The sequence below is a fragment of the Streptomyces iconiensis genome (assembly GCF_028657195.3).
GTDB lineage: Bacteria > Actinomycetota > Actinomycetes > Streptomycetales > Streptomycetaceae > Streptomyces > Streptomyces iconiensis.
In genome coordinates, this window is sequence record NZ_JANCPR020000001.1 from 226,303 (window position 1) to 247,700 (window position 21,398).

Genomic DNA, 21,398 nt, shown 5'->3' on the forward strand with positions numbered 1-21,398 from the left:
CCGTGGTTTCGGTGATGCGGCGTCCCGGATCTCCCCAGGTCGATGAGGACGGCGATCCGCCGTCTCGGTGCCGCGGTTTCGGTGCCGCGCTTTCAGGGGCGCGGTCTCAGGGGGTGCGGTCTCAGGGGCCCGGGGCCGTGGCCGCAGGTCTCGGGCCCGTGGTCCCGGGGCTCAGGCGGGGGAGGCGACGAGCAAGCTCGTCTCCAGTGGCAAGGGCTCCAGCGATTCCAGGCGGAGTCCCGCCCGTGCCAGCAGCGACCGGTACTCGGGCAGGGTCCGCTCACGCCCGCCGGCGATCAGCATGAGGTGCACGTCCCACAGCACGGGGAGGGCGGTCGAGCGGTCCTCCGCCACGACCCGCTCCAGGATGAACAGGCGGCCCGAACTGCCCATCGCCCGGCGGCAGTTGACCAGCAGCCGCACGCAGTCGGCGTCGTCCCAGTCCTGCAGCACGCGGGAGAGCAGATAGGCGTCCCCACCGGGTGGCACCTCCTCGAAGACATCGCCCGTCACGATCTCGTAGCGGCCCGGGTCCACGGCGTCGGCGAGGTGTTCGTGCGCGAGAGGTGCCATGTGAGGGAGGTCGAAGAGCACTCCGCGCAGGCCGGGGTTCCCGCGCAGTACGAGCGAGAGGAGCGTGCCGTATCCGCCGCCCACGTCGACCACCGTGTGGTGCCGCGAGAAGTCGATCGCGCGGGAGACCGTGGCGAAGGGGGCACTCCCCACGCTCATGGCGCGCTGGAACTTGGGCCCTGCCCCCGGTGTGTCCCTCAGGTAGTCGCCCAGCGAGCTGCCGAACGCCTCCTCGAAACCGGTCCCTCCGGTGCGCAGCGCGGGCAGCACGGCGCCCCAGGCCCGGTGGAACTCCTCGCCGTAGATGAGGCACATGTCGCGCATGGACCCGGACACGTCGCTGCGCAGCAGCGTGCTCACCGCGTTGAGGCGGTATCCGGCCGTCTCCGTGCCCTCGAACACCCCCATGGTGGCGAGCAGACGCATCAGCCGGCGGACCGCGTCCTCGCCCGTACCCGTCAGTGCGGCCAGTGCCTCACAGGAGACGGCGCCCCCGGCGATATGGTCCGGGATCCGCAGTGCAGCCGCCGCGTACAGCGCCTGGGCCCGCCAGGTCCCCGTCGCGATGTCGATGACCTCTCGGGCGGCTCGGTGGTCCGCGGGGTCCGCCTCCCGCGCGGCTTGATCGCCCGCCTTATGGGCGGCATGGGGGTCCGCCTTGTGCGTGGCCTTATGGGCGGCATGAGCGTCCGCCTCATGGGCGGCATGGGAGTCCGCCTCACGTGTGACCTCATGGACGGTGTGACGGTCCGCGTCACGCGTGCCCTCATGGGCGGCATGGGAGTCCGCCTCACGGGTGACCTCATGGACGGCATGACGGTCCACGTCACGCGTGCCTTCATGGGCGGCATGAGGCTCCGCCGTCAGGTCCTCTCCCTGGGCAGCGTGCGCGGCCTTCACCTGGTGCTCCCGTTCCGGGTCGGTGCGACCGTCGGCTCAGCGCGTGCCACGGCGCCCTCCGCGATGCCTTCCGTGGCGCCGTCGGTGAGCAGGTGCTGATGGCGTTCCCGCAGGCTGCGCTTGAGTGCCTTGCCCGTCGGGCCGACCGGAAGGCCCTCACGGCCGGTGGCGACGACCAGCGCCCGCAGGGCCGGCAGCCCCTTGCGCAGCAGGCCCGCGTTGCAGCGCTCCAGGAGGTCGTCCGGGCCGGCCGTGGACCCGTCGTCGGTGAGTACCACGGCGACCGGGCACGACGCCCGCGGGCTGCCGGGGTCGTCGGCCGCGAAGACGGCGCAGTCCGTCGCGCCGGTCTCCAGCAGGACGACCTCTTCCAGCGGCAGGCTGTAGACGGGCCCGTCGGCGGAGTGGATCACATCGGGCTCGCGGTCCAGGTGGTACCAGAGGCCCTGTGTGTCGCGTCGGACGATGTCGCCGGTCAGGAAGTGGCCGTCGAGCAGGGAACGTTCGGTCAGGCCCGGGTCGTCCCAGTAACCGGGGGTGACGCTCGGCGCGCGCACACCGAGCCTGCCCGGCTGCCCCGGTGGCAGTTCTCTGCCGTCGTCGCCGAAGACCGCCGCCCTTTTCACCACGCTCGTCGGCAGTCCGACGAGACGCCCCTCGACCGGCGCCTGCGGGGTGTGGACCTGGGTGAAGAGCACCATGCCCATCTCGGAGGAGCCGAGACCGTCCCGGTAGGCGGAGCCCCCGGCCGGTCCTTCGGGGGTGCTGTGCGCTCCCACAGCGACCAGGTCGCGTATGTGGTGCTCGTGCGAGGCGTCCCCCATGCCGGACCAGGTGTGGAGGGTGCGCGCCGCCTCCGGTGAGATGTCGGAGGTCGGGAGGCCCGCCAGGGCGATCGGGAACCCGAGCACCATCGTCGGAAGGAACGTGTTGATCGCGCGCACCACGGCGGCACCGGAGATGTCGTCCAGGATCAGGGTGGGCAGCCCGAGCGTGATCGTCATGCTCAGGTGCGCGAGGCCGGCGGAGTGACTGGCCGGGAGCGCCGAGAGCACGCGGTCGGAGCGCAGCGAGGGAAACGCCCAGAGCCGCTCCCACCGGCCGGCGAAGAACGACCTGTGCAGGAACATGGGCGCCTTGGGGCGGCCGGTCGTCCCGGAGGAGTGGGAGATCAGCACCAGGTCGCCGGCGGCGTGACGGTACGGGAAGTCCGCCATCGGCCGGGGCGGCTTGGGGGCCGTCTCACGCAGTACCGCGATGTCCTGCACGGTGACGGTCTCCGCCTGCCGCTGCCCTGAGGGTGCCTCCTTCCACACGGCCGCGCAGGCGTCGATCAGATCGCGGTCGCCCACCAGCACCGAGACCCTCGTACGCGTGAAGTAGTCGGCCGCGACGTCGAGTCGCATCTGCGCGTTGGCGTGCACGGGAACCGCGCCGAGGCTGGTGACGGCGATGTAGTGCAGCAGGTTCTCCAGGCCGTCGCGGGTGTGGACGCCCACATGGCTCCGGGGCCCGATGCCCTGGGTGCGGTACCAGTGCGCGTAGCGGATGACCCTGACCCTCATGTCGTTCAGTGACAGTTCCGACAGCTCGCCCTCGGCGCCGTCGGGGCCTTCGGCGCCGCGGTGGAAGATGATCGGCCGGTCGGGGTCGGTCGCGACTGCCCACGTGTGCCAGAAGAAGTTGCCGGCGCCGAGTCGGGGATCGAGGTACAGCCGCATGCGCTGCACCGCCGATCGGTGTGTGCCGAATATGTGCGTCATTCGCCTCTCCTGCATCCGGAATGCACACTCTTGTAGGTCTTTGCAGAGCGCTGAGTCGGGGTGTGTGTGGGGGGGGGTGCCGGTGTGGGGTGGGGGAGTGGCGGCGGACGGTGGTGATCCCGAGGAGGGCGCGGTCAGGCGCTGGTCACCAGCGCGTGCAGAGGTGTCACCTCGGGCTGTCCGAGCGTCATCACCTCGGCGATCGCCGCGTACATCCCGGAGTCGCGCACCGGCTGCCGTGGGCTCGACGACAGCACCGCCAGGCTCTGCTGGAGCTGCTGGAACCGCTCCACGTACGGCCTCCGTAGCGCTTCGTACGCCGCGAGCGGCTCCGGAAAGCCCTTCTCCGCCGCGCTGTTGAGCACGTCGGACAGGACGACGGCGTCTCCCAGCGCCAGGTTGAGGCCCTGTGCCCCGAACGAGTGCACACCGTGGGCGCTGTCCCCGAGGAGCCCGAGGTTCCCGCGGTGCCAGTGGGCGGGCCTGACCACGTGGTGGTGCACCTCGATGACCTGTTCCCAGGTGCTGAGGTTCGCCGCCAGGAGATCCGTCAGGGCCGGCACAGCGTGGGCCAGCCGGGAGCGGAGTGCGCCGATGCCCGATTCCTTGATCCGCCTGTACGCGTCGGGATCGGCGGCCCACAGGACCGTCAGCTTGCCCTCGGCGACGGGCATCGTCGCCACGAGGGCGCCCTCGTGGTCGCGGTGGGCGGTGATCCGTTCAGGAGTTCCCTCGGGCAGGGGGAGTTCGACCATGACCGCGGGGCGATCGAAGGCGAACACCTCGGTCTCGATGCCGGCCATGTCACGCAGCGCGGAGAACTTCCCGTCGCTGCCGATCACGAAGCGGCTCTCCACCCGCACCGGGGTGTCGCCCCGCCGCAGGTCCAGCCCGTAACCGGTGGCGGGCTCTCCGGTCAGCCCCTGTACGGACGTGCCCGTCATGATCCTGACCGTCGGCTCCCGCAGCAGCGCGTCCTGCAGCGCGCCTGCCATCGCACGGAGCGGGACGCTGAGCGCGTACGGGTAACTGCCTCCCGGCACCGACGCGTAGTCGAGGGTGGAGTGCCCGCCCATGGTGTCGTACTCCCTGACCTGCCGGACGCGCTGGCCGTACGGCTCCAACGCGTCGAGCAGGCCCATGTGCTGGAGCAGGTCGAGGGAGGGCGGCGAGAGAAACGGAGCGTGCGCTGGGCCGCCCTGTGCCAGGTGCTCCCGCCGGTCGACGACGGTCACGTCGCGCCCCCGGCGTGCGAGCAGCAGGGCGAGGACCAGTCCCGCCGGGCCACCGCCGACGATGCAGCAGTCGGCCTGTGAGGTCTCGTCACCCATCTGCGTGCTCCTTCTTTTCGGGCTTCTCGGGCTGCCCGGCCTGCCGGACAGTGGTGAACGTGCCCTGGTACGAGACCTGGGGCGGCGCGAGGACCGGGTTGAGCCGGGCGGCGGTGACCCGGCCGATCACCAGCACGTGGTCCTCGACGGGGACCGCGCGCTGGAGCACGCATTCGATCGTGGCCGAGGCGCCTGCCGCGAAGGGAACCCCGCTGTCCTTGAGCACCCCGCCGAGCACATTCACCGCCATGGCGCCGACCGGGCGGTCGGCGGCGGCGAAGGTACGGGTCAGGCCCGTCTGTTCGGCCGTCAGGAAACTCAGCGCGAAGACGCGGTCGTCGAGCAGCCGCCGGTTGATCCGCGCCGCGTGGTGCACGGAGACGAGGACCAGGGGCGGGGTGAGCGAGACGCTGATGACCGAGTTGACCGACATGCCGGTCGCGGACTCGCCGCTGCCTGCCGTGAGCAGGGCGACCCCGGTGGGGAACAGCCGCATGCACGCCCGCAGGCCCTCGGTACCGACGGTTCCGGGCGCCGCTCCTGGCGGGCTCACCAGTAACTCACCGCCTTGCCCCAGTCCTCGTCGGCGCCGAAGAGGTTCCGGGGCTTGACGAAGTCGTGCGTCCTGGTGAGCGCCTCGATCGGGACGAGGGACCCGGGAGCCACGCCGGTCGTCCGGCTTGTCACGCCCAGCTCCTCCCGTACGGCGGAGGTCAGTTCGGCTGCGGCCTCGCGGCGCCGGTCGGCCACTTCGAACTCGATCTCCAGGTGGTCCTCGCGTGCCCTCGCCCGCCAGAACATGACCCCGTAGGGCTCAAGCCGGCCGAACACCAGCTCTTCGAGCCGGGACTGGGTCACGCGGGTGCCGCCCACGACGCAGCTCGTGGCGTCGCGCCCGAGCACCTCCAGCACCGGCAGCCGCCAGCCGCAGGCGCAGTCCTCGTCGGAGATCCGCACCTGGTCCTCGATGTTGTAGCGCAGCAGCGGCATCGCCTCCCGGTAGAGGGTGGTGACGGTGAGTTCGCCGGTACCTGTGAGGCTGCTGCGTCCGGTCTGCGGGTCGTACACCTGAGGGATGAAGCGGTCGGCCCACAGGTGCAGCCGCCCCTGGGAGCACTCGCCTGCCAGGCTGCCGGTCTCGGTCGAGCCGTAGTCCTGGACCACCGGCACGCCGCCCCACACCCGCTGGATGAGGTCGCGCCGCGCCGGGCTGAGGGGTTCGCCCACCGCCATCAGGCCGCGCAGCGAAGGGAAGTCCCGGTCAGGGCTGAGACCTGCCGCGCGGGCCGCCGCTGCCCACAACAGGCACTCGGTCGGCATGCACCAGGCCAGCGTGATGTCCAGGTCGTGCAGGAGCTGCACCACACGGGAGTGGGTGACCACGAGCGAGCGGTTGTCGGCGGGGACCACGGTGGCGCCCTTGTAGAGCGCGCCCTGGTGCGCCTGGTGGCCCGTGGGCAGCATCGCGTACGGCGTGCGGACCAGCATCGTGTCCGAAGGCGCGATACCGATCGCGCTCCGGGTGAAGCGGTCGACCACGTCGTGCCAGTCATCCGCGGTGAAGAACGACGACGTCGGCTTCCCCGAGGTGCCGCTGGACTCGTGGTAGGTGGCCAGGTGTTCACGCTCGACGGCCAGCAGCCCGAAGGGGTAGGCCCTGCGCAGGTCCCGCTTGGTGATCACAGGAAGCCCGTCGAGATCGCCGACGGTCTTCACCCGTGTGAGGTCGCCGAACGGTTCGCGGTAGTACGGAGAGCGGGCCGCCCATTCCATTGCCGCGGGCAGGCGGTCTTCCTGGAGTTCTCCCAGCTCTGTCAGGTCACGCCATTGACCGAGCTGTGGCACCTCTGCGAGGGGCGCTTTCTTCATGGCGTTTCTCCAATGAGCCGCATGGTGTTCTCCCAGGCGATGAGCCGCCACTGGTCCGCCGGAAGACCGAGCGCCTTGAATTTGGCGAGTTCGACCTCCGGGGCCTGGAGCGGGTATTCACTGCCGAACAGAACCCGTTCAGCGCCCAGGCGTTCGATCGCGGCGCTGACGACGCTGGTGTATCCGCCGGACGTCTCGAAGACGATGTTGCCGCTGTCCGTGATGAGATCTATTCCGTACAGGTCGAGGTCGCCCACTCCCGCGTGACCGAGCACGAACGTGACCGCGGGGAACCGCCGCGCGAGTCCCACCAGGTCCCGCACCCCGAATCCCTCGCGGTGCAGACAGTGCAGATAGACGTTGTGCCCCAGTTCGGCCGCCGCGCTCACCAGGGCCTGCGTCCGCTCGTCCGCCAGCGGCACGCCGTGCACGCCGGGGGCGAGTTTGAGTCCCCTGAACTCCGTGCCACGGGAGCGGTATTCGCCGGCCTCCCGGTGCGGGTTGGCGAAGAAGAAGGGCACCAGCCGGCCGGGCGCACCGGCGCAGCCTTCAAGGACCGCTGTGTTGTCGGCGTCCTTTTCTATGTGGCCCCCTACGATGATCTGCCGCGAGAGTTCGTCCGGTGATATCGCGGCTCCGGCGACGACGACGGTACGGTCGATGCCGTTCCTGTCCATCGAGGTGAGAATGCGTTCTGCCGAATCCGGCCGCGGGGCAAGATGTGCGTGGGCGTCAAAGACGCGTTGCGCTTCCATGCAGTGACCAATCGGTGATCGATGTTCAGCCCTGGATGATGCCTTTTCCCCGCATCAGGAAATCGGTCAGATACCCGTCGTGCGGGACTCCTGGAAAATGATGGTGGGTGGGGTGGCGGCCCATGTAGACGTTCTTGATGGAGGGTTCAGCGACGAGTTGGCCGAGCAGCCGCTCCGGGCAGCCGATCGCCGTCAGCACGAGCGTGTTCTTCAGCGGCCCGCTTCCCTCGTCCGCCGACCACGGCGCGACCCACACGCACGGGTAGGGCAGTTCGACGGCGGTCTGCGGCGCGTACGCGTGCGGCACCTCGACAACCGAGGGCCGCAACGCCGCGCTGCCGTCGCCCAGTTCCTCCACGATGCCCTCGCCCCCGAGCCACGGCCTGGCGTCACCGACACTGGCGGCGAACTTCGCCTCCAGGGCGCGGGCAGCCGCCGTCGGGTACACGGGGAGCCGCGCCTTGTCGTCCTCGGGCGGCAGGCCGCGGAGGCCCGACAGCCGTTCGGCGATGGCCTCGGCCACCGGTGCGGGATCGCCGTCGACGAACACGGCGGTCGCGTTGACGCACGCGGCCCCGCCCTCGGCGACGACCGAGTCGACGACGGTGTCCAGGCCGGCCTGCCAATCGCCGCCGTGCAGAAGGATCTTCGACCTGCCTGGCCCCTGGGTCAGCACCCGTGGATCGCCGTGATGGCGCAGGACGGCGTCGTCCCCGCCGTAGACGAGGGCGAGGTCGGCGCCCCGTACGAGGTCCTGCGCCACCGCGTGTTCTGTGGGCAGGAGCATCACCTCGTCGTCGCGGAACCCGGAGGCGCGCAGCGCGCTGACGAGCCGGTGCAGGGTGAAGGGCTCACGGCGCGAGGGCCGCACCGCCACCCGGTAGCCGAGCGCGAGCGCCTCCAGCCAGCCGGCGTGCACCGCTGGGTGGTTGCCGGGCGCGTTCACGCACAGCACCTCGCCCCTGCGGATCCACACCGCTCCACGGCCGCCGGGCAGTGGCTCCTTCCAGTTCTCGGTCGCCGCCCGCGGTTTGCCGTCGCGCGCCGTCCGGTGCGCGAGGTCGGCGGCCAGCGCGAGCGCCCTCACGGCCGAACGGACCGTGGTGATCGGCAGCCCCGAAACCCGGCTCGTGCGGTGCTCGTACTCCTCGACCGAGAGCCCGGCGACCACCTCGCCGGCGAAGCGCCGCCCGGCCTCGCGCAGGGCCGCCGCCCTGCGGTCGGCCGGCGGGGCGCTCGCCGCACGGAGCGCGGCGAGCGCACGGTGGACGAGGAGGCCGGGGGCAAGGCTCAGCTCGGCCGACTGCCGTCCCGCCACATCGGTGACGGGTGTGCGCCGGTGCGCGCGGTAGGGCCCGTCGGCGCCGAGGACGTCCAGCTCCAGGACACCGGGCATCAGTAGACCCCCTCGGCGACCACCTGGTCGTCGAAGACGGCTGCCGGTGCGATGTCGGACAGCGAGTCGCCGATCTGGTTCCCCGGCTGCCTGACCCGGGTCGCGAGGTCGCGCTCCAGGTTGTGGGGCAGCAGCATGCTCTTGCTGAGGTGGTTCAGCTGGACCTGCCCGCGTTCTCCGTACCCGACGGGGCGCCCGGTCTCCGGGTTCACGACGGAGAAGGTGATGTAGGGGCTGTAGGGGTCGACGACACAGGGCGCTTCGTCGGGCAGTCCGGCCCGTTCGTCCACGCCGCCCAGCATGGTCGTACTGCCGTAGCCCCCGTGTATCCCGATACCGGGGAACACCTGGGTGCGCAGAAGGTGACGGGTGTCGGGGTCCATGTGGACGCCGCTCCACATGATCGTCTTCACCTTCTCGTTGATGAGCGCCACGAGCCGCTCGTCACGTGCCATGCGCTCCAGCAGCGGCGGAGTCGCCGCGAGGACGCCGATCTGCTGCGTCTCCAGGACGAAAGCGGCCTGCTCGACCAGGTGGTCGGCGTAGCGCCCCGCCTCCTCCGTCCTACCGGCGGCGAGGCACTTCTTCACCCAGCGCGGGTCCATGTCGACGGTGAAGGCGACCCCGCCCCGCAACAGGGCCTGCCTGCGCACCAACTCGCCGAACATGTGCGGCCCCGTGGGCACGAGCGCCAGCCAGTCGACACCCTGGGGGTCGCCCCGCAGATCCATGTTCCGCGCGTTCCAGGCGACGATCCGCTCGACCCAGTCGGCGAGCAGCGGCACGCGCTTGGGGGCGCCGGTGGTGCCGCCGCTCTCGTAGAACCCCACGATCCGCGGGCGGTCCCCGTAGCCGCGGGGCACGAGGTCCGCGGCGCGGACGTCGCGGAGTTCGCCGGTGACGTTGGGGAACAGGGCCAGGTCGTCGAAGGTGCGCACGTCCCGACGCGGGTCGAAGTCGAGGCTCCTGGCCCGCTCCAGCCAGAACGGAGACCCCGTCTCCCGGCCGAAGTGCCAGCCCATGGCCGCCTGGATGAACTCTTCCGGGTCAGGTACCTCGTCGACGGGGAGATCGAGAACGGACTCACGTGCGGTGGACATGACGCTCCTTCTGTCGGGGAGAGCGGTCCGCTCAGCGCTCTATGCAGAACTCGTCGATCGGATATCCGACGTGCCGGTCCTCCAGCGGGAGGTAGCCGAGCACCTTGTCGCCGGGCTTGAGTTCGGTGCTGTTCAGCACGACTCCCTGCGGCCCGAGGACCCTGACGTGCCAGTCGTCCTGGAGGATCAGGTTGACCTCGATCCCCGAGGCGCTGACCGCGGTCACGGAGATCAGCGGGCGCGACTCGATCTTGACCCGCCCCACGGTGACGAGCCGGGTCTGCCCCTTGACGTCGACGGCCAGTACCTTGCTGCCCGACTTGAGTTCGCTGAGGTAGTTGGTACGGGCGTCCTTGGAGAGCGTGTAGGAGTGGATCGCTCCGGCGTTCACCCGGAAGGGACGGGTGGGCATGTAGGGAAGCGGGTGCGTCTCACTGACGCACAGGACCATTCCCTTCGAGTGCGAGCCGACCAGGATGCCCTCGTCCTCGTTGAAGTGGGTGCAGGTGTCGACGCAGGCGCGCTCGCCCATGCCGACGTGCTCCGTGCGTACGATCTCCAGCTCGACCAGGTCCAGCTCCGGCGGGCGTTCGGTGGCCGCGGCCCGGAGTTCGGTCATGTCGCCGACCTTGGCCGGAGCCAGCAGGACTCCGTCCGAGCCGTGTTCGAGGACACCGAAGATGATCTCGGCTTCCTCCACGTCCTTGGCCTCGGTGATGATGCTGCCTTCGGCCGCCGAAGCCGCCGCGATCACGATCTCCAGCGGAATCTTCGTCGGGTCGCGGAACTGCAGCAGGCTGGTGCTCCGGATGCTGGCGGCCTTGCACGCCTGCTCAAGTGAGGGGGCGTCCACGATTTCGACGAACTCGCCGAACTCGGTGCGGGGATGTTCCAGCGCGTAGGTCTCGACATCGCCGTGCACCCGCGGGTCGATGATCACGACGTCCGCGGCTGCGATGTCCTCGGCGCTCGGCTGCCCCGCGGGGAAGAGGACCTTCTTGACGGTGGGCGGCAGCTCGGCCAGATCCGCTACGTCGGCCGTGAGCACGGCCTCCACCCGCTGATGGATCGCCTCTTGCAGGATCGCGGCCTTCGGCGCGCCGGCCATACGGATGTCAAGCCAACTGATCTTGTCCATGGTCGTATCTCCTGATCCGCTCGTGTGTGTCTGAAGTGCTTCATCCACGCGTTCAGCGTGTTGTCACGCGTTCATCAGTTCCAGGCCGCTCTCGTCGAGATCGAGCCTGAACTCCGCGTACAGCGCCGCCACCGCGTCGTTCACCCGGGCCTTGGGCACCAGGAACGTGGTCCGCGCCTGGGTCGCGGACACGCACTGGGCGTCGATCTCGCGGCCCGCCAGGGCTGTCAGTGCGCCGATCGTCGTGCCCGGCCTGCTCAGCAGTCCCACACCGACGACCGACACCTTGGCGAGCGAGCGCCTTGTCTCCACCGAGCCGCCGTCGGCACGCACGACCGCCTCCACCTCGGCGAGAACCTCGTCAAGTGCCGCGTCGGGCACGCAGAAAGCCATGCGCAGCTCGTCGGAGGGGTCCGACCACCAGGTCACGGAGTCGACGGGGATCTGCGTGCCGGCCACCGCGTCGAGGGCGGCGACGCCGGAGTCCCCCCGGACGACGACCTGGGCGACGGACCTGTCGTGCGTCACGGCGACCACGCCGGTCCGCCCCTCGATCCTTCCGGCTTCCCGCACTTCGGCGCCCCTTCCCACAATGGTGGTCTGTCTGGTCCAGCCGGCCGAGTTGCGCACCACGATGTCGATGCCGTGTACGGCGGCGAGTTCCACGGCCCGCGGATGCATGACACCGGCTCCCGAGAAAGCCATCTCGGACATGGTTTCGGCGTCGATTCTTGAGAGGAGCGGCGCTCCGAGAATCACCCGTGGATCTGCTCGGTGTACGCCGTCGACATCGGTGTATATCTCGCAGGTCCGCATACCGTGTCCGGCTGCCAGCGCGACGGCCGAGGTGTCAGAACCTCCTCGTCCCAGAGTGATCAGTTCTCCCTCTGCATTCAGTGCCTGGAACCCCGAAACCACCACGACGTGGCCCGCTCTTAATCGCTTCCGCAGCGGGTCGGGATCCACTTCGGAGACGAATCCGGAGCCGTGCCGTCCTACGGCACGCAATCCGGCCTGGGGACCGGAAAGCGATACCGCGGGAACTCCGATGTTCTGCAGGGCGATCGCGAACAGAGCGGCTGACTCCGCCTCGCCCGTCGCGAGGAGTTTGTCCTTTTCGAGGAGATCAGGGAAACAGCTCAGCCTTTCTGCCGCCCTCACCAACTCGTCCGTTGTCTTACCCCGTGCCGACACGACAACGACAACCGAAGTTCCGTCCCTGTGTGCCTGTGCTACTTGTTCAGCGGCCGAGATCACTTGCTGGTCGGTGGCCAGCGAGCTACCCCCGTACTTGCGAATGGCGATATCCATTCCGCTCCGTCCGAGACGTTCGAGCGCATCTGGTGCTCGTTTTCCCGTGTAGTTGCACGTTAGATCAAAGGGCACGTCCCGCAGATCCCGTAAATGCGCGGTATCCCGTCCCGGGGTGGAGCAGGGGGGTGTGGAGGGGGCCTTCGGCTGAAGCCGCAGCCGTCAGGGACTTGCCCTTGACGCTAGTGTCACGGTCCTACGGTGCCCACATGAATGCTGATGCGAGTGATGTGGTGCGCCCGCGAGGGTCCGGGTGGTTGGTGTGTTTGCTGCTGACGACGTTCGTGATCGGTACGGACGATTTCGTGATCGCGGGGCTGTTGCCGGAGATCGGGAATGATCTGCACGTCAGCGAGGCTGCGGCAGGGCAGTTGGTGACCGTCTTCTCCGTGACGTACGCGGTCTCGGCGCCGGTGTTGGCCGTGCTGACGGCGCGGCTGCCGCGCAAGGCCCTGGTGGTCGGGGGCCTGGTGGTCTTCGCCGTGGCCAACGTCGCCACCGCGCTGGCCCCTGGATACGGGCTGCTGATGGTGATGCGCGTGGTGACCGCCCTGGTCGCGGCGTCCATCACCCCGGCGGTCTTCGGGCTCGCCGGCCGCCTCTCGGCACCGGAAAGGATCGGCCGTTCGATCGGCACGGTGGCAGCCGGTCTGACGGTGTCGCTGTTCGTGGGCGTCCCGGTCGGCACGCTCGTGGGTGACGCGTTCGGCTGGCGGGCCACCTTCGTCGCGGTCGCCGTGTTCACCGTCGTGGTCGCCGCCGCAGCCGCCTACTTCCTGCCCCACCTGACCGGTGCCCCCGAGGTCACCGTCGCCGAGAAGCTGCGCATCCTCCGCCGTCCCGCCATCCTCACGTGCGTGGGCGGGACCGTGCTGGGCGCCAGCAGCGGACTGATGACCTATACCTACATCGCCCCGGTCACCGAGAACCTCACCGGGAAGAACGGCGCGGTCCTGGCCCTGTTCATCGCCGTGGTCGGCGTCGCCGGCGCCGTGGGCACGTTCGCCGGAGGCCGCCTCACCGACCGCTGGGGCGCGGACAAGGCCCTGCTGGCCAGCTTCACCGGCCTGGTCGTGGCAACCGGTGCCCTCGCCCTGATCGGCGCCATGGCCGACCACGGTGCCCCCGTCTGGCTGGTCGCCCTGGCCCTGGCCCTGTGGGGCTTCGCCGCATGGGGCTTCAACCCCCCCATGAACACCCGGGTCATCCAGCTCGCCAAGGAGGCCGGAACCGAAGCCGTCGCCCTCAACACCAGCGGCCTCTACATCGGCATCGCCCTGGCGGGCGGCGTCGGCGGAGCCGCCCTGGCCACCTACAACGGCACCGGCGTCTCCCTCACGGCAACCGCCATCGGCCTGGCCGCCCTCGTGCTCATGATCATCACCATTCGCCGCTACCCCGCCGCCGCCCCTCAGGCCCCGGCCCCCACCCCCGAACCCGCGCCTGCCTCATGAACACGAATCGCCTCGTTCCCTCCGCCGTGGCGGGAACGAGGCGACTCATGGGCGAGGGGTCAGGCGAGGCCGCTCGCGGACTGGCCGGCGCAGTCATGGAAGATGATCTTCCGTGCCAGTGCCACCCGGTTCGTCACGTCGAGCTTGGAGAAGCTGCTGCGGACATGCGTTCCCACCGTGTGCACGGACAGCACCAGAAGGTCCGCTATCTCCTTGTTGGTCAGGCCCTCGGCAACCAGCCGGGCGACGGAGGTCTCGGCCCGGGTCAAGCCGCATGCTCGTACCGACACGGGAGATCCGGGCGGCCTGACCGTGGTGACAGGCGACCGGTCACCATCCAGCGGCCCGGTACCTCTGTCGGAGCCGGGCGCTGCCGCGTGGGCGCGGCGTGCGCCCTGTGCGAGCGCAGGCGGAGAGCTCATGCGGGCCTTCGGCTCCTGGCTCACCACAGCCGCCTTGAGAACGGAGTTGGCCAGGAGCCGGGACTCCACGAGGGTGCGCGCACCGACCCCCTCCGCGGGTTCGGCGCGGTTCACAGGACCGGCTGCGGACCAGTCGACCACTTCGATGTGCTGCGAGCTGCCGACCGGGTCGACGACATGGAGGTGCCGCACAGGCCCCGGCGCTGCCGGGAACCGCGGCAGCTGTGCCTCCCCGGCACGCGCCTGTCTGGAGACCGGGCATGCGGGGGTGCACTCGGACGATTCCAGAGCGACACCCCGGTTGAGGAGGAGGGTCTTGGCGTGGCCGCCCGTCACCAGCTCACGGATGCGGGAGGCGATGGCGGTGTAACGCGAAGGGACGCCGGCCCCTGCTTTGAGAGTGCCGAGCAGCCCGAGTAATTTACCGATGGCGCATTCACTCGCGTAGGACACCCACTCGCCGACCCGTGATCTGTTGAAGCGGAGGGTGTCGGCGATGTCGTCGGAGAGCCTGTCGACTTCCGCGTAGGACAGAAAGGTGCCCGCGTTCTCGTCAACGACGGCGGCATGGTGGGGGGTTCGGGAAGCCTGCTCGGCAAAGAGTTCGCAGAGGGCCGCAGGCGAGTGCTGCACGGTCTTCGGGGGGCTTCTGTTTATTTCGTGATCACCGTGTTCGCAGGCAGAGTGAAACGTACTCATGACAACTCTTCTCCCGTTTGATGCTGACGTCGTTGGACTACTGGCCCGCGCTCGGCCGAATACTCGACGGGCATGCCACCGACGGGTCTTCGACCGTCCCCGGAGAAAGCACATGGCTGATCGCCGGGCAGCGCTGCGCACACGGCACGAGTACGCTCGGCCGTCGGGGCATTGTTGTAGGTCAGGTTGGCCAGATTTCGTGTCGGGCTTCTCTGCTCGTTCCCGTTCCGTGAGTCAGCCCACGGTTCGAGTTTCCCGGACGCGATGAGTGGCGGACGATGAGCCACTGCAACGGGGGACGACGACGCTGTCGTTGGCCGCTGGGCGGATAGTGCTGCGAGCGAATCCGGAGTTCAAAGAAACTTCCTTCATTGGCAACCAGTGCCCACTCGCCAGTGGGTTGTCACAGGAGGCGCGGTTGTCAGCACACATCGAGCAGTTACACCCTGGCTTGAAAGCCTGCTAAGCAGGACGCCGAGCCTTGAATATATTGGACCCTGCAGCCAGCGGCGGCAAGTGGCCCTGGTGCCGCCTCAAGCAATGTTCGCCCTGCTGTGGCCTGTTGTGTCCCCGTCGGCCAAGCCCTGGGTTCGTCCCGGAAACCGGGCCCCCTCCGCCCCCTCACGCCCCCCGCCCCAACGCCGCCCCCACAGGGCTGCCCACCTCCCCGGTGCCTCACACTCCGTTTTCAGCCCCGCCTACGCCCCGACGCACCACGCGCCCCCGGTGACCTCGACATGACCCGCGTCCTGGCGCACGCCAAGGGCAGCGCCAGCAGCTCGTACACCGTGAAGTCCGAGGACACCCTCGGCAGCACCGCCCTTCTCGCCGTCCTCACCGCGCTCCAGGACAACAGCGGCCTGGTCGGTGGTCTCCCCGACGGGCTGGAGCCGGCCGTAGGCGCCAAGAACGCGGGACCCGGCACCTTCGGGCCCCGCGTCACGACGCACTGACAGCGGCGTCTACTGGATGGTGAAGAAGAACGCGGCGTTGGCGAACTGGCCGTCCTTGTTGAAGACGCTCACGTATGCCGTGTCCGGAGCGTTGTTGCAGACGCCCACCGGCTTGGTGTAGACGCGCACAGACCCGCCCTTGGCCTCGTGCCCGTTCAGGGTCCCTGTCGGGATACTGCGGGCGAGGTCGATGTCCGGGTCGGAGATGTGGACGCAGTAGCGGCCCGTGGACGGGTTGGTGACCTCGTCGACGTTCTTGGCGGCCAGTACATCGCCGTTTTTCGCCACCGATGCCGCAGCCTGTGCGTACGGAGCGATCGCCTTCGGGGGGTCGGCCGCCACAGCCGAGCCCGACCCAACCGCCAGCAGGGCGGCGGCGAGAACCGCCGCCGTCGCGGAGAGGCGCTTGCGCATGTGTCCTCCTCATAGTGCTGTCCGGCACTCGCCGGACAGGACGGAGGAATACTGAGCTCAACAGTCCCAACTCATGCGGAAAGTCCCCTGTAAGAATGAATCTTATAGGAATTGTCATGAGTTGATGCTCACGCCTGGTGGGCGTGAGGTGAACAAGGTGCTCGTGGCGCGGCGTTCCGCCACCCTTGCAGGTCGAGCCAGGGGCGGATGGCCGCGCTGCTGGACGGGGCAGGCACTCTCGCCGTCGTGCCGGGGCGGTGCGTGGTTTAGCAACAGCTGGTTCGCTCGTGAGCGTGGTTCCGGGCTGCATGCCAGGGAGTTGACGTTCCGTGGACCTTACTTTCCTGTAGCGGGGCGGATCGGCCGCCCCGCCGCATGGGAGGTAGACCCGTGGACAACGTGACGTTGAACATCGAGCCCGACGACGTGTACGAGACCCCACTGCTCGCCGAGGCCGGCGACTTCACCGAACACACCCAGGGCGCAAATGGCTGGGTGGCCGAGGGCTCCGGCAGTCGTCGGCCCGGCATCTAGCCCATGAGCGGCCCAGGACCACTATCAGCGGCTGAGTGAGACACGGGCGCCGGTGCCCCGTCCGAGCCCCGAGCCCTCATTGACCGAGCCCCCGCCGTACCCGATCCGGGACGGCGGGGGCTCTTCGTCGTGCACGAACCCCGTGCGTACGGGGAGCACGATGCGGACGGCAATCCGACATCCGAGACCCAGGACCATCCCGTGCGTACGGGGAGCGTGTTGAACGCGCTGCCGAGCTGTCCAGCAGGCTGGACGATCACGAGGCGCGCATCCGCACCCTGGAACGGGCCCGCTGGCCGCTGCCGTCCCTCGCCGCAGTCACTGGTGTCGCTGCTTTGGCGCTTACCGTCTACGAGTTAGCTGCCCGCCAACAGTCCCCTTGTCAGCCTTCGGGCTGACAAGGGAATTCTCGTCGCTGTACGTCTCGCCGTCGGCTCGGCAGGTTCGCCCCTCGGTCGTCAGCGGGTTGCGATGGCACCCAGGTGTGGTGCCATGCCTGGTCGTACAGCGGCCCTGCGCCGGGTGGCGGGTGAGCCAACCGGCGTGGCGGGTGCGGTGGGCAGGGTGGCGGAGCATCCGCGCAAGATCATGCGCTACGTCCTCACGATCCTGAGCGGCCGGAGGTCGCGTTCGCTGGTGATCGAGAACAGGACAGCCGCCATGGGGGCAGGTGTCCGGCTGGGTTCCTACAGACGATCAAGAAGGTCTCGTGCGCGTGCGCAAGTACCGCACCTGAGCGGTCACCGAGAGGTGACAAGCGATCGACATGCCCGATCCCCTCGCCCAGAGCGTCCCTCCACAACACATTGATGACTGTCCGTATCTCAATAAGTGCGCTGGGTGATTGCCTTTTTATGGTCAAGCGACGCCAACGCCGTATCCATGGAGGATTCGTGGCACGCTTCCATACTCGTCTGGCCCTGCTCGGTTCGGCCGCAGCTCTCACTGCCGGCGCCGTCGTCCCCGCGCAGTTCGCCGGAGCCCAGCCCGCAGCCGCCGCAGACAAGCAGTGGGTCGCCCTGGGCGACTCCTACACCGCCGGGGTCATCCGGGCCACGGGGGACCCCTTCGAAGTCCCGCGCGACGGGTGCGAGCGGACCGACCGGGCCTACCCCCAGGTCATCGACCGCGACCTCGGCGGCCTCCTCGACCTGACCAACGTCAGCTGCGGTGCCGCCACCATCGAGAACGTCACCGACACACCCCAGTACCCGACCGGCCGTCACCTGCCACCCTTCTCCGAGGACCCGGACTATCCCTTCCCCCCGGTGTCGCCCCAGTCCGAGGCGGTGGGCCCCGACACGGACGTCATCACCGTCGGCGTGGGCGGAAACACCCTCGGCTTCGACGACATCCTCCGCAAATGCCCGGAGCTGGGCGGCGACGGCAAGGGCACCCCGTGCAAGGACGCCCTGGGCGACAGCATCCAGGCCCGGCTGAACAAGGTGAGCAAGGAATACGACGGGATGCTCGACGTGCTCCACGAGCGCGTCCCGAAGGCGAAGATCCTGACCGTCGGCTACCCCACCATCGTCCCCAAGGACACCTCCAAGTGCCGCTACGGCGACATGGCGGAGTTCGGGCCGATCGCCCAAGGCGACCTGGACTGGCTGCGCCAGGACGTCCTTGAACCCCTCAACAACAGGATCGAGAAGTCCACCGGCACGCAGGAAGCCGCCAGCTTCGTCGACCTCTACGCCTCCTCCCGGAACCACAGCGTCTGCGACGAGAACAAGTGGGTCGAAGGCTTCCTCACACCCCCCGACCAGCTTTCATTCGTACACCCCCAACGCACAGGGCCACCGCAACGCCGCCGACCACGTCGAAGAAGCGATTCTCAACGCCATCTGAGCCGACACGGCGCCCGGCACCCTCACCGGCACACCGACAGCGCGCTGGCCTCCGGCACCAGCCGGAGGCCAGTCCCGCACCGCCGGGACACCGCCCACTCTCCGCGCGTACGGGGAAGCGCGACCTCCCGCGGAGTCCGTGAACGTCGCCTCGGCCCCAACCCCGCGGCCCGGGGGCGCCGGCCTCACCAACGGCGCGCCAACGAGAGACCCTCATACCAGCATCCGGTGGGCGGCCCGAGGCTGACCACGGCAAACTCCCAAACGCCAACAGACCCGGACCGGACGCCCCCGCACACCTCCCGTTCATGGTGAACGTCGCTCGGCGTGCTGCTCCACTGGACCACTCAGCCACTCCCACCGCCATGCGTGGGCGGTGCATGGTTTAGCAACGGCGGGATCGCTCGTCAGCGTGGTTCTCAGTGTCACGCCAGGAGTTGACGCGCCACGGACCTTACTTTCCTGATACAGGGGCGGACCGGCCGCCCCGCTGTATTGGAGGGAGATCCGTGGACAACGTGACGCTGAACATCGAGCCCGACGAGGTGTACGAAGCCCCGCTGATGGCCGAGGCCGGCGACTTCGCCGAACTCACCCAGGGTGGCGGTATCTTCTACCCCGAAGGCTCCGGCTCTCGCCGGGACTGGTAGCGAGCAGCGCCGGACCGCTATCGCCCGCTGAACGACATGCGGGTGCCGGTGCGCCGTCCGAGCCCCGAGCCCCCGTTGACCGAGCCCCCGCCGTACCCGATTCGGGACGGCGGGGGCTCTTGTGTCTGGCAACGGTTGCGAGGCCGGCAATCAGTTCGGTCTCGTTACCGCAGGGCCTCGATCGCTTTCGTGATCAGGACGCGCGCCTCCGAACCGTGAACGGCAAGGTCGGAGAGTCGCGCGAACGCCCGCAAGTAGATGTCGAGTTCGCCCGTCGCCGTGACCGTCACCTTCGCACCGCCGGGGCCGACTGCTCCCCGTGCGACAACAAGGCACCCGACAGCCACTGACCCGCCGACACAGTGCCCACCCCGGCACCGCCCGCGCCACTCCTCGGAGAGGACCCATGCCTGTTCCCCACGACATCGCCGCCGAGACCTCACTGTGGGACACCTACGCCGAGTCCGCGTTCAACCCCAAGGCCGAACCCGTCTCCGCTGGACCCAGTACGCCGACCACAGCTCCGGGCCCGGCTCCGGCCCCGGCCCTGAACTCCTCGGTGATCCGCGCACCGCGCTGGAACTCGGCTGCGGCCCCGGCCGCGCCGTAGCCCACCTCGCCCCCCACGGCATCGAGGTGACCGGCCTGGACCTCTCACCGGTCCTGATCAAGAAGCTCACGGAACGCTGGGCCGGGAGCGGAGCGGGGTTCGTGCAGGGCGAGGTACTGGAGCGCCTGGCCGCCGACGAGACGACCTACGACGCGATCTACTCCATCTTCGGAGCGGCATGGTTCGCCGACCCCGGACGCCTCTTCCCCCTCGTCCGCGCCCGCCTCGACCCCGGAGGCCGGGTTCGTCTACTCCCACCCGCCGGCCATCCCCGGCGCATACCGGCCACAGGGCATGTACAAAGGCGGCTTCGCAGGGCCCGCCATGTTCACCTACCGCTACAGCTTCCGCCCCCGCACATGGGAACGCCTGCTCGTGGGCGCCGGCTTCGAGTCCGCCGAGGCCACCGTGCTCGACGCACGTGACCTCGGCCACATCGGCACCCTCATCACCACCGCCCGGACGCCCGGCTCCCCCTGAGCGTCCGGGCGCGACCACCCCGCCAGGCACGCACAAGGCGCCCCCGGAGGTTGTCACCTCCGGGGGCGCCGACGCGCATGCAAGCAGGCGGCGCCAAGGACGCTGGACGTCTGCAAACGTTCGCGTGCGCCCCGTACCGGAAAGCGTGATCATCTAGCCGTCGGGCCAGCAGCGGGCCAGCAAGCGATCTCCACTGCACCGGACGGGGCACCTCCCGGAGAGGTGGCTCGCTGACCGTGCAGGTCAGAACGTTTCTGCTGGGGGGCAGCAGGGTGGGGCGGGTGGGACTCGAACCTAAAAGGGTGGCCTATCTCACCTGCGGTTTTACCGGAGAACCGGACATCTATGCCGGATTCGATCCCACCAGATCCTCAACGGTCCCGCTCGATCCAAGCCTGTGAGGCAACTGCCACACAGCGCTGAAGACCGCCCCCACAGAGGCGAACCACCCGGCATCGTTCCAAGCGCCACATCACCTCACGCGGCGAGGCGTGACTGCGATCTCACCCCTGCGAGCGTAGGGCCCCTCTCAGTCCCGACTACTCAACGTAAGCAGTTTCGCCTTCACCCGACCAGGGCCGCCCCCTGCTCAGAGCCGACCTCAGCCCGGCTCCCGCCCGAACGCCGTACCCGACCGCGCGTGAAGAACTTCTGTGCCTGAACGGGCGCGGTGACCCGGATACGACGTACCCCCGCTCGCGCGGGGACCACATGGTGACCACGGATCCGCGACAGCTCACCGACGGACCACCCCCGCTCGCGCGGGGACCACTGATGGGAGCCTTCCGCTTCGCCCCGGCCTACCGGACCACCCCCGCTCGCGCGGGGACCACCAGCTCAATGAGGCGGGCAAGGTGGTCAGCGACGGACCACCCCCGCTCGCGCGGGGACCACCGCAAGGCCCGAGGCACACAACGAGAGCCTGCCGGACCACCCCCGCTCGCGCGGGGACCACCACCCCTTGAGTTTCCCGCCGATGGACTTGAGCGGACCACCCCCGCTCGCGCGGGGACCACATCGAGATCGTGAGCGCCTCTACACCGATGTCCGGACCACCCCCGCTCGCGCGGGGACCACTTCGAATGCGGGGGAGTCGTACGGGATCCCAAAGGACCACCCCCGCTCGCGCGGGGACCACTCCCCGTACAGAACGAGGAACACGCCGAGTTCCGGACCACCCCCGCTCGCGCGGGAAC

17 protein-coding genes, 1 pseudogene and 1 CRISPR repeat array (1 of these 19 running past the window's edge) are annotated in these 21,398 nt (G+C 69.3%); of the genes and pseudogenes, 6 read left to right on the forward strand and 12 right to left on the reverse strand.

All coding sequences use genetic code 11. From position 1 onward, the window contains the following. Positions 1-171 precede the first annotated feature (171 nt). The 10 genes from NMN56_RS01000 to NMN56_RS01045 all read right to left on the reverse strand — a co-directional run bounded on the left by NMN56_RS01000 (position 172) and on the right by NMN56_RS01045 (position 12,136). A complete protein-coding gene (locus NMN56_RS01000) occupies positions 172-1,473 on the reverse strand; it encodes a methyltransferase (RefSeq protein ID WP_274039773.1) in 1,302 nt (433 codons plus the stop codon). Beyond that, positions 1,470-3,236, reverse strand: a complete 1,767-nt coding sequence (locus NMN56_RS01005) for a class I adenylate-forming enzyme family protein (protein WP_274039772.1) — start codon at positions 3,234-3,236, stop codon at positions 1,470-1,472. The genes NMN56_RS01000 and NMN56_RS01005 overlap by 4 nt, the downstream gene beginning before the upstream one ends. A 134-nt stretch (positions 3,237-3,370) precedes the next feature. Further along, positions 3,371-4,567 carry an NAD(P)/FAD-dependent oxidoreductase gene (locus tag NMN56_RS01010; protein ID WP_274039771.1) on the reverse strand — a complete coding sequence of 399 codons (1,197 nt, stop codon included), beginning with the start codon at positions 4,565-4,567 and terminating at the stop codon, positions 3,371-3,373. Next, the gene (locus NMN56_RS01015; RefSeq protein WP_274039770.1) at positions 4,560-5,120 is read right to left on the reverse strand and encodes a flavin reductase family protein; all 561 of its coding nucleotides are present in this window, start codon (positions 5,118-5,120) and stop codon (positions 4,560-4,562) included. The genes NMN56_RS01010 and NMN56_RS01015 overlap by 8 nt, the downstream gene beginning before the upstream one ends. Further along, positions 5,117-6,436 (reverse strand): phenylacetate--CoA ligase family protein, encoded by a 1,320-nt coding sequence (locus NMN56_RS01020; protein ID WP_274039769.1) that lies wholly within the window; start codon positions 6,434-6,436, stop codon positions 5,117-5,119. Before NMN56_RS01020 ends, NMN56_RS01015 begins: the two co-directional genes overlap by 4 nt. After that, a complete protein-coding gene (locus tag NMN56_RS01025) occupies positions 6,433-7,191 on the reverse strand; it encodes an amidohydrolase family protein (protein ID WP_274039768.1) in 759 nt (252 codons plus the stop codon). Before NMN56_RS01025 ends, NMN56_RS01020 begins: the two co-directional genes overlap by 4 nt. 25 nt (positions 7,192-7,216) lie before the next feature. Continuing rightward, positions 7,217-8,587: an aldehyde dehydrogenase family protein gene (locus NMN56_RS01030; protein ID WP_274039767.1), complete on the reverse strand. Its 1,371-nt coding sequence runs from the start codon at positions 8,585-8,587 to the stop codon at positions 7,217-7,219. Next, complete coding sequence (locus tag NMN56_RS01035; RefSeq protein ID WP_274039766.1) at positions 8,587-9,687, reverse strand: phenylacetate--CoA ligase family protein; 1,101 nt, start codon at positions 9,685-9,687, stop codon at positions 8,587-8,589. Before NMN56_RS01035 ends, NMN56_RS01030 begins: the two co-directional genes overlap by 1 nt. Positions 9,688-9,718: 31 nt before the next feature. Further along, positions 9,719-10,825 (reverse strand): 3-dehydroquinate synthase II, encoded by a 1,107-nt coding sequence (locus NMN56_RS01040; RefSeq protein WP_274039765.1) that lies wholly within the window; start codon positions 10,823-10,825, stop codon positions 9,719-9,721. A 63-nt stretch (positions 10,826-10,888) separates the two neighbouring features. Then, positions 10,889-12,136: an aspartate kinase gene (locus tag NMN56_RS01045; RefSeq protein WP_274039764.1), complete on the reverse strand. Its 1,248-nt coding sequence runs from the start codon at positions 12,134-12,136 to the stop codon at positions 10,889-10,891. A gap of 266 nt (positions 12,137-12,402) precedes the next feature. On the opposite strand from NMN56_RS01045, the gene NMN56_RS01050 reads away from it, so the two are divergent. Next, positions 12,403-13,590, forward strand: coding sequence for an MFS transporter (locus NMN56_RS01050; protein WP_280842623.1), 1,188 nt, complete (start codon positions 12,403-12,405; stop codon positions 13,588-13,590). Between the two features lie 59 nt (positions 13,591-13,649). On the opposite strand, the gene NMN56_RS01055 is transcribed toward NMN56_RS01050, so the two are convergent. Then, positions 13,650-14,645, reverse strand: a complete 996-nt coding sequence (locus tag NMN56_RS01055) for a LuxR C-terminal-related transcriptional regulator (RefSeq protein ID WP_274039762.1) — start codon at positions 14,643-14,645, stop codon at positions 13,650-13,652. An 803-nt stretch (positions 14,646-15,448) separates the two neighbouring features. Here NMN56_RS01055 and NMN56_RS01060 point away from each other — a divergent pair. Next, positions 15,449-15,664: a hypothetical protein gene (locus NMN56_RS01060; RefSeq protein WP_274039761.1), complete on the forward strand. Its 216-nt coding sequence runs from the start codon at positions 15,449-15,451 to the stop codon at positions 15,662-15,664. A 9-nt stretch (positions 15,665-15,673) separates the two neighbouring features. Here NMN56_RS01060 and NMN56_RS01065 read toward each other — a convergent pair whose 3' ends face one another. Then, a complete protein-coding gene (locus NMN56_RS01065) occupies positions 15,674-16,078 on the reverse strand; it encodes a hypothetical protein (RefSeq protein ID WP_274039760.1) in 405 nt (134 codons plus the stop codon). Positions 16,079-16,468: 390 nt separating this feature from the next. Here NMN56_RS01065 and NMN56_RS01070 point away from each other — a divergent pair, with 390 nt between their 5' ends. The 4 genes and pseudogenes from NMN56_RS01070 (at position 16,469) to NMN56_RS43160 (ending at position 20,202) form a co-directional block, all read left to right on the forward strand. Beyond that, positions 16,469-16,612 (forward strand): lasso RiPP family leader peptide-containing protein, encoded by a 144-nt coding sequence (locus NMN56_RS01070; RefSeq protein ID WP_274039759.1) that lies wholly within the window; start codon positions 16,469-16,471, stop codon positions 16,610-16,612. Positions 16,613-17,505: 893 nt separating this feature from the next. Continuing rightward, on the forward strand, positions 17,506-18,777 hold the full coding sequence (locus NMN56_RS01075; protein WP_274039758.1) for an SGNH/GDSL hydrolase family protein: 1,272 nt from the start codon (positions 17,506-17,508) through the stop codon (positions 18,775-18,777). Between the two features lie 194 nt (positions 18,778-18,971). Continuing rightward, complete coding sequence (locus tag NMN56_RS01080) at positions 18,972-19,112, forward strand: lasso RiPP family leader peptide-containing protein (RefSeq protein ID WP_274039757.1); 141 nt, start codon at positions 18,972-18,974, stop codon at positions 19,110-19,112. A 406-nt stretch (positions 19,113-19,518) separates the two neighbouring features. Continuing rightward, a pseudogene (locus NMN56_RS43160) lies at positions 19,519-20,202 on the forward strand (class I SAM-dependent methyltransferase). A gap of 682 nt (positions 20,203-20,884) precedes the next feature. Beyond that, positions 20,885-21,398: direct repeats of the CRISPR family, unit length 29 nt; unit sequence CGGACCACCCCCGCTCGCGCGGGGACCAC; it runs 186 nt beyond the window's last position.

Bases quoted from the DNA above. Each gene is read 5' to 3' on its own strand.
- NMN56_RS01005 (WP_274039772.1), bottom strand. From the start codon at position 3,236: ATGACGCACATATTCGGCACACACCGATCGGCGGTGCAGCGCATGCGG.
- NMN56_RS01010 (WP_274039771.1), bottom strand. From the start codon at position 4,567: ATGGGTGACGAGACCTCACAGGCCGACTGCTGCATCGTCGGCGGTGGC.
- NMN56_RS01020 (WP_274039769.1), bottom strand. From the start codon at position 6,436: ATGAAGAAAGCGCCCCTCGCAGAGGTGCCACAGCTCGGTCAATGGCGT.
- NMN56_RS01025 (WP_274039768.1), bottom strand. From the start codon at position 7,191: ATGGAAGCGCAACGCGTCTTTGACGCCCACGCACATCTTGCCCCGCGG.
- NMN56_RS01030 (WP_274039767.1), bottom strand. From the start codon at position 8,587: ATGCCCGGTGTCCTGGAGCTGGACGTCCTCGGCGCCGACGGGCCCTAC.
- NMN56_RS01035 (WP_274039766.1), bottom strand. From the start codon at position 9,687: ATGTCCACCGCACGTGAGTCCGTTCTCGATCTCCCCGTCGACGAGGTA.
- NMN56_RS01040 (WP_274039765.1), bottom strand. From the start codon at position 10,825: ATGGACAAGATCAGTTGGCTTGACATCCGTATGGCCGGCGCGCCGAAG.
- NMN56_RS01045 (WP_274039764.1), bottom strand. From the start codon at position 12,136: ATGGATATCGCCATTCGCAAGTACGGGGGTAGCTCGCTGGCCACCGAC.
- NMN56_RS01060 (WP_274039761.1), top strand. From the start codon at position 15,449: ATGACCCGCGTCCTGGCGCACGCCAAGGGCAGCGCCAGCAGCTCGTAC.
- NMN56_RS01065 (WP_274039760.1), bottom strand. From the start codon at position 16,078: ATGCGCAAGCGCCTCTCCGCGACGGCGGCGGTTCTCGCCGCCGCCCTG.